Here is an 890-nt window from a genome sequence, read left to right as displayed (position 1 = left end):
TGGATGATCAACATCGGGGACGGCGATCAATTCGGCAGCGGTTTCGTCGACGTGAATCCGAACTCGAAGATTCCCGCCTTGATGGATCGCTCCGGCCCGGAGCCCTTCCGCGTCTTCGAATCCGGCGCGATCCTGCTCCACCTCGCCGAAAAGTTCGGGGCCTTCCTGCCCACCTCACTCGCCACGCGCAGCGAGTGTCTGTCCTGGCTGTTCTGGCAAATGGGCAGCGCGCCCTACCTCGGTGGCGGATTCGGCCACTTCTACGCGTATGCCCCGCTCAAGATCGAATACGCGATCGACCGCTTCGCGATGGAGGTCAAGCGCCAGCTCGACGTGCTCGACCGCCGCCTCGGCGAAAGCGAATACCTGGCCGGCGACGACTACACGATCGCCGACATCGCCGTGTTCCCCTGGTACGGAGGCATGGTCGAAGGCTGCTTGTACAACGCCGCCGAATTTCTGTCGGTGCAGGACTATACGAACCTGCGGCGCTGGGCCGACACGATCGGCGCACGCCCGGCGGTGAAGCGCGGCCGCATGGTGAACCGCCCGTTCGGCGAGCTTTCCGAACAACTGCGCGAGCGCCATGACGCCAACGACTTCAACACCCGGACGCAGGACAAGCTGGAACAAGCCTAGCGCCTGCGCGAACGGGCGCCGCTGACGATTCAGCGCCGCTGACGAAAGAACGACTGAAGTTGCGCCGAGCAGTCTGCGGCGAGCACGCCGCCGGTCCATTGCGGCCGGTGATTGAGTTGCGGATTGGCGATCAGGTCGTAGACCGAGACCACGGCACCGGCCTTGGGATCCCAGGCGCCGAACACCAGGCGCGCGATTCGCGCGTGCAGGATCGCGCCGGCGCACATGGCGCAGGGCTCCAACGTCACGTA

The 890-nt window shown here is 65.1% G+C and carries 2 protein-coding genes; one reads left to right on the top strand and one right to left on the bottom strand.

All coding sequences use genetic code 11. From position 1 onward, the window contains the following. On the top strand, window positions 1-639 hold a 639-nt coding region (gene yghU / locus RM530_RS18380; RefSeq protein ID WP_311366721.1), incomplete at its 5' end, for a glutathione-dependent disulfide-bond oxidoreductase. 29 nt (window positions 640-668) lie between these two features. Here yghU and RM530_RS18375 read toward each other — a convergent pair. Beyond that, window positions 669-890: nucleoside deaminase (locus tag RM530_RS18375; RefSeq protein WP_311366720.1), on the bottom strand; the 222-nt coding region annotated here is incomplete at its 5' end.

Source organism: Banduia mediterranea, from assembly GCF_031846245.1.
Classification (GTDB): domain Bacteria; phylum Pseudomonadota; class Gammaproteobacteria; order Nevskiales; family Nevskiaceae; genus Banduia; species Banduia mediterranea.
The sequence above is the reverse complement of the archived record's forward strand: the minus strand, read 5'-3'. Positions and strand labels throughout refer to the sequence as shown.